Genomic DNA, 6487 nt, shown 5'->3' on the forward strand with positions numbered 1-6487 from the left:
GCGTATCGAGTCGTCGCCCTTATCCCCAATCCGACCCAACCCTCGTCGATGGCAACTCCCCGTGTCCCGGGTCCCGAGGACGAACGGCAACTCGAGTTACCCTGCGGTGCGACGATCGATCCGCACGATATCGACCTGGGGATGCGCGAGTTCACGTGTCCGGGTGGCCCCGACGCGGACGCATGCGGGGAGACCCACGCGGTCGTCACGGACGTCCACCCGCCCTCTCGGTTCTTCCCGGAGTCGCTCGTGACGATTCTCCAGGAGACGATCGACACGGAGGACGATTTCGGCGACTTCGGCACGCCGCATCTCATGGGCGTCGTATTAGAAGAGTTCCCGGAGCAGGTCGTCACGCACGACGCGAGCGACGACGGCGCGGTCGGCTACTCGATGGTCTGGGTGACGGATTTCGACGCGCGGCGACTGCACGAGATTATCGTCGAACTGGTCGTCGAACTGATGGAGCACGCGATCAGCCACGCCGAGGACGACACGGCGGTGAGCGAGTTCGAGTCGCAGATGCTCGAGTTCGACGTGAGCGAGTTCGTCGAGCAGTACAGAGCACAGCGCGATTTCGAGAACGAACACGACCGCGCGCTCTGAGGACAGGTGGGCTGAAGCTGCTCTAGAGCCCGACGTTCAGCGCGTAGGGCCAGTGGGCGTTACTCACGACGAGAAACAGCAGCGCGCCACCGCTGCCGTAGATATTCTTGAGGAAGCTGTTGAATTCGTCCTGTGCGTCCGCGCCGTCGGCGTTCCAGAAGTCGTGCATCGTGATCGCCGAGACGGCGAGGAAGACGGCGAGTCCCGCAGCGCCGACCGCCGAGAAGATCCCGAGGACGATCGAGACGCCCCCGAAAACGAGCAGAAGACCGCTGAGGAGGACCGACGCTGTCGGCGCTGGAATGCCCTTGAACTCCGCGTAGCCCGCCATCTCCTCGACGTTCAGGAAGTGATTCAGCCCGGTGAACGCGAGGACGCCGCCGAAAAGCACTCGCGCAAGGACGAAGAGCACGTCGGCACCGGGTGCTTCGAACATTAGACGGTCACCTCTCCTTCTTGACCATTCTGGTTGTGGTATCGCACGTATACAGAGTCACAGATAGTATCTGAGTTCATCGCAGTATCTGGTAGGCACTCGAGTACATATATCAATTCCCGGACACCGATGCCACCGCCTGACGGGTGTGTTACTAGGTGGGGGTTGGAACAGTACGCGGTTCGAGTTTACCGGCGACTCATACCCGACCCGACATGGAGCGGTCCGGCTACCGACAGAACGGCCGCTCGACGCGTTGATTCGCTTCGGTTTCGCGGACGGTTCGAATTTCGAAAAACCATTTCGAGAATCGTATTGTATCGTGGGGCTTATTACGATGTGCGAACTTCGAACGGACGAGACCAATGAGTACGGACCACGACGAGAGCTCAGGGGACGGGCGTACGATCCTACTGATCGGGAGTGGCCCGATCCAGATCGGGCAGGCCGCTGAATTCGACTATTCGGGGGCACAGGCCTGCCGAGCGCTACAGGAGGAAGGCGCTCGCGTCGTCCTCGTCAACTCGAATCCGGCGACCATCATGACGGACCCGGAAATGGCCGACGAAGTCTACATCGAGCCGATCACCACCGACGCCATCGCCGAGATTATTCGGGAGGAGAACCCCGACGGCGTCATCGCCGGCCTCGGCGGCCAGACCGGCCTCAACGTCACCGCCGAACTCGCCGAAGAGGGCATCCTCGAAGAGTTCGACGTCGAGATTATGGGCACGCCACTCGAGACGATCTACGCGACCGAGGACCGCGACCTCTTCCGCCAGCGCATGGAGAAGATCGGGCAGCCGGTCCCCGGTTCGACGACGATCACACTCGAGGAAGGCGAGTCTGCGACGAGTCTGAGCGAGGACGACCTGCGCGAGCGCGTCGAGGCCGCCGTCGACAAGGTCGGCGGGCTCCCGGTCATCGCGCGCACGACGTACACACTGGGCGGTTCGGGTTCGGGCGTTGTCGAGGAGATGGACGAACTCATCGAGCGCGTCCGCAAGGGGCTGCGCCTCTCGCGCAACAGCGAGGTTCTCATTACGGAGTCCATCGCGGGCTGGGTCGAGTACGAGTACGAGGTCATGCGCGACGCCGACGACTCCTGTATCATCATCTGTAACATGGAGAACATCGACCCGATGGGGATCCACACGGGAGAGTCGACGGTCGTCACGCCCTCCCAGATCGTCCCCGACGAGGGTCACCAGGAGATGCGTACCGCAGCGCTCGACGTGATCCGCGAACTCGGCATCCAGGGCGGCTGTAACATCCAGTTTGCCTGGCACGACGACGGCACCCCCGGCGGCGAGTACCGCGTGGTCGAGGTCAACCCGCGCGTCTCCCGCTCCTCGGCGCTGGCCTCCAAGGCGACCGGCTACCCGATCGCCCGCGTGACCGCCAAGGTCGCCCTCGGCAAGCGCCTCCACGAAATCGACAACGAGATTACCGGTGAGACCACCGCTGCCTTCGAGCCCGCGATCGACTACGTCGTCACGAAGGTCCCACGCTGGCCCAAGGACAAGTTCGACGACGTCGACTTCGAACTCACGACCGCGATGAAGTCGACCGGCGAGGCGATGGCCATCGGCCGCAGCTTCGAGGAATCTCTCCTGAAAGCCCTCCGATCGTCGGAATACGAACCCGATGTCGACTGGGCCGACGTGAGCGACGAGGAACTCGAGTCCCACTATCTCGAGCGCCCATCCCCCGACCGTCCGTACGCGATGTTCGAGGCCTTCGAACGCGGCTACAGCGTCGAGGAGGTCGTTTCCCTGACGGGCATCTTCGAGTGGTACACCGAGCGCTACAGCCGCATCGCGGAGTCGGTCCGCGCCGCACAGGAGGGTGACTTCACCGAGGCGGCAATCGCCGGCCACACGAACGCCTCAATTGCGACCACTACAGGCACCGATATCGGCTCAGTCGAACAGGAAGTCCCCGGTCGCACGTACAAGCAGGTCGACACCTGCGCCGGCGAGTTCGAGGCCGAAACGCCGTACTACTACTCCGCACGCCAGAACGAGTTCGAGACCGGCCCGCTCGAGGGCCAGGCCGCCGCGGGCGAGCTTGAGGTCGACCCCGACATCGAGAGCGTGATCGTCGTCGGCGGCGGTCCGATCCGTATCGGCCAGGGAGTCGAGTTCGACTACTGTTCGGTCCACGCGGTCCGCGCGCTCCGCGAACTCGGCATCGACGCCCACGTGGTGAACAACAATCCCGAAACCGTCTCGACGGACTACGACACCTCCGACGGCCTCTTCTTCGAGCCGATCACGGCCGAGGAAGTCGCGGATGTCGCCGAAGCCACCGGCGCGGACGGCGTCATGGTCCAGTTCGGCGGCCAGACCTCCGTCAATATCGGCGAACCACTCGAGGACGAACTCCAGCGTCGCGGCCTCGACTGCGAGGTCATGGGAACGAGCGTCGAAGCGATGGACCTCGCCGAGGACCGCGACCGCTTCAACGCGCTCATGGACGAACTCGAGATCGCCCAGCCCGAGGGCGGCACCGCCTTCTCGAAGGAGGAGGCACTCGAGTTGGCCCACGATATCGGCTACCCTGTACTGGTCCGCCCGTCCTACGTGCTCGGCGGCCGCGCGATGGACGTCGTCTACACTGACGAGGAACTCGAGACCTACATCGAGGAGGCCGTCCGCGTCAGTCCGGAGAAACCGATTCTGGTGGACGACTTCCTCGAGAACGCGGTCGAACTCGACGTCGACGCCGTCTCCGACGGTCGCAACGTCCTCATCGGCGGTATCATGGAACACGTCGAGAGTGCCGGCGTCCACTCCGGTGACTCGGCGTGTATGATCCCGCCGCGCTCGCTGGACGACGACACGCTGGCTCGCGTCCGCGAGGTCACAGAGGACATCGCTGAGGCGCTGAAAACGAAGGGCCTGTTGAACGTCCAGCTCGCGGTTCGCGACGGTGAAGTGTACGTACTGGAAGCGAACCCGCGCTCCTCGCGCACCGTTCCGTTCGTCTCGAAGGCGACCGGCGTCCCGATCGCCAAGCTCGCGGCGAAGGTGATGGCCGGCGAGACCCTCTCGAGTCTCGAGGCGACCGAGCAGGTGCCGGATCACACCTCGATCAAGGAGGTCGTCCTGCCGTTCGACCGCCTGCCGGGCTCGGATCCGCGTCTCGGCCCGGAGATGAAGTCTACCGGTGAAGTGATGGGAACCGCAAGCGACTTCGGTACGGCCTACTGGAAGGCTCAGCAGGCTGCGTACAACGCCGTCAGCGAGGGGACCGCAGTCGTCGACTTCGACGTGGATGGCTTCGAGACCCACTTCGACATCGCCGAGTTCGACGACGTGCCGCAGGCGATCCGCGAGGGCGAGGTCGACTTCGTCGTCAGCCGCGACCGCGACTCGCTGGAGATGGCCGTCGAAGAAGAGATTCCGTATCTCTCGACGGAAGCCAGCGCCGAGGCGTACGTCGAGGCGCTCGACGCGTTCGAGGATGTCTCCGGGAGCGCAGCGACCGGAGGCTCGTCAGAGCGTCGCTCTGACGGTGAACTCGAGGTTGCGTCGGTGACGAGTCGTCCGGTCCACGAAGAGAACTGGGGCTGAGTCGCGGCCCGTTCCCAACAGTAGCGGTTTGGTTTTGCAGCAGGGGGCTTTCCCGTTCGCTACACCGTTGGACAGAGCGGTACGCACCCTTTCGCACCGCTATCCCACTCGAGTCGACAGCGAATCGAGTAGTGGTGTGAGCCCAGACCGGTTCACGGATTCGCAGGACTGAGATACGACACTCTATATGGGTCCAGTTGCAACGGTCGACTATGTCCGAGGAAGTCCCGGTTCGACGGACCGACCTCTACGCCCTCGTGGTGATCTCCGTCGTCGGCGGCCTCGCGCTGGCGTCGTGGATGATGCCGCCGGCACTGTCGCCGGAGTTTGCGAACGCAATCTTCGTCGGCACGATGTTGCTCGCGTTCTTCCTGTTTATTCCGGTGATGGGTGTGCGACTGTTTATCGAGGATTGGAAGGAGGGGTGAGAGAACTCAGTCGATCCGATACCAGTCGAACTGCTCGACCGCGTAGCGGTAGCCGACCGGCGGGGCGACGATACCGGCAATCAGCACCGCCCACGCGGCCAGCGTGAGTTGGTCGCCAGTGATCGTGAACTCGAGTTCCGGGAGTGCTGCGATGAGCGCAGTAGCGATCTGCGCTGCCACCGGCGCGGCGTCCGTGTACAGCACGACGGCGGCTATCGTCGGCAGGATGATCCCGGCCGAGTAGACGAGGAAGGCCAGCTTGCTCGGCATGACGGCCTCCTTGTTGCTGGTGATCGAAACTGAGCCAAACCGGGGAAACGCCGAGCCGACGCCCACTGCGAGCGCTGGGGCGACGATCGCGCCGAGAATCGTCCCCGCCGCTAGTATGGCGGTCTCCTCGAGTGAGAGCGGGCTGATGATGCCGACCGAGAGCGAGACGACGATAGCGAGTGGGACGCCGACGAGCGCGCTCGCGATAAGGCGGCTTCGGACGGCCGTCTTCCCGGCGACTGACGAGGTCATCACGGCAGGAAGCGCCCGGCCGAAGTCGCCGAGCGGGTTGAGTGCGAACAGGACGCCGGTACCCCAGACGACGTACAGACAGAGGAGCACGGCGATATAGCTGGGCACCGTCCCCGCCTCGATGATCTCCTGTGCGAAAAAGAGCATGCCGAACAGCGGGTACGCAGCGTACGCGAGCCGGATCGGTGAGCGCTTCGTTCGACGGATCGTCGTCACGGTCATCGTCCTGACCGGCTTCGAGAGGCCGCGATCGAGGAACCCGGACAGTCGGTCGGTACCCTCCCCAGCCGCGGCAGGCTCCGAGTCGTCCTGGATGCGTGCCGGGTCGGCGTACCAGTGAATGCGCGCGGAGACGATGCCGATGGCGACGGCGACCGGAATCAGAATGGCCGTACCAACCAGCGCGCCAATGACAGCGATGGGATCCGGATCGATCGTCGGAATGCCAAGGAAGACCACGTGGCCGAACCAGCCAAGTGGGCCGTCGCCGACGAGGTCGAACAGGAAGCTGGCAACCGTATCGAACCAGCCGGTGGCGATCGAGCCGAAATACGCGACTGCGAGGAGGACGATCACCGGCGTCCGATACCGTGCGATCGGTTCGTAGACTGTCAGCAGGTGGCGAGCCCAGGTACCGGCCACGAAGCCAATAGGGACGGCCGTGATGAGCAAGAGGACGGCGACGAACGGAATTGCGAGCGCGGGGAGTACCGTTCCCGCCCCGCTCGCGAACGCGGCGGAGTATATCACGACCGGTGGCACGAGCCAGATCGCAAAGAGGAGGATCTCGGCGACGATGTTGCCGATCACCGTCGAGCGAAGCGGCGCGGAGAGCAACACGAGCGCGGGCTGGTCGAGGTTCCACATTCTTCGCGTGCTTATAAACCTACAAATGAAACTCGGAAATTCACGAGTTA

Annotated in this window: 5 protein-coding genes; 3 read left to right on the plus strand and 2 right to left on the minus strand. The window is 63.8% G+C overall.

The annotated features are described in order from the left end of the window. The first annotated feature begins 48 nt into the window (after positions 1 to 48). Entirely contained in the window at positions 49 to 606 is a 558-nt protein-coding gene (locus BBD46_RS16100; RefSeq protein WP_071402705.1) for a DUF5815 family protein, read from the plus strand. Positions 607 to 628: 22 nt separating this feature from the next. On the opposite strand, the gene BBD46_RS16105 is transcribed toward BBD46_RS16100, so the two are convergent. After that, positions 629 to 1042 carry a DoxX family protein gene (locus BBD46_RS16105; RefSeq protein ID WP_071402706.1) on the minus strand — a complete coding sequence of 138 codons (414 nt, stop codon included), beginning with the start codon at positions 1040 to 1042 and terminating at the stop codon, positions 629 to 631. Positions 1043 to 1407: 365 nt separating this feature from the next. Here BBD46_RS16105 and carB point away from each other — a divergent pair, with 365 nt between their 5' ends. Together carB and BBD46_RS16115 are read left to right on the plus strand one after the other, a co-directional pair. Then, a complete protein-coding gene (carB, locus tag BBD46_RS16110; protein ID WP_071402707.1) occupies positions 1408 to 4620 on the plus strand; it encodes a carbamoyl-phosphate synthase large subunit in 3213 nt (1070 codons plus the stop codon). Positions 4621 to 4832: 212 nt separating this feature from the next. Continuing rightward, positions 4833 to 5048 carry a hypothetical protein gene (locus tag BBD46_RS16115; RefSeq protein WP_071402708.1) on the plus strand — a complete coding sequence of 72 codons (216 nt, stop codon included), beginning with the start codon at positions 4833 to 4835 and terminating at the stop codon, positions 5046 to 5048. Positions 5049 to 5054: 6 nt separating this feature from the next. Here BBD46_RS16115 and BBD46_RS16120 read toward each other — a convergent pair whose 3' ends face one another. Next, positions 5055 to 6437: a hypothetical protein gene (locus BBD46_RS16120; protein ID WP_253184582.1), complete on the minus strand. Its 1383-nt coding sequence runs from the start codon at positions 6435 to 6437 to the stop codon at positions 5055 to 5057. Between the last annotated feature and the right edge of the window lie 50 nt (positions 6438 to 6487).

The sequence above is a fragment of the Natrialba sp. SSL1 genome (assembly GCF_001861355.1).
Lineage (GTDB): Archaea > Halobacteriota > Halobacteria > Halobacteriales > Natrialbaceae > Natrialba.

Coding starts and splice junctions, on each gene's coding strand:
- BBD46_RS16100 (WP_071402705.1), top strand. CDS start 49: ATGGCAACTCCCCGTGTCCCGGGTCCCGAGGACGAACGGCAACTCGAG.
- BBD46_RS16105 (WP_071402706.1), bottom strand. CDS start 1,042: ATGTTCGAAGCACCCGGTGCCGACGTGCTCTTCGTCCTTGCGCGAGTG.
- carB (WP_071402707.1), top strand. CDS start 1,408: ATGAGTACGGACCACGACGAGAGCTCAGGGGACGGGCGTACGATCCTA.
- BBD46_RS16115 (WP_071402708.1), top strand. CDS start 4,833: ATGTCCGAGGAAGTCCCGGTTCGACGGACCGACCTCTACGCCCTCGTG.
- BBD46_RS16120 (WP_253184582.1), bottom strand. CDS start 6,437: ATGTGGAACCTCGACCAGCCCGCGCTCGTGTTGCTCTCCGCGCCGCTT.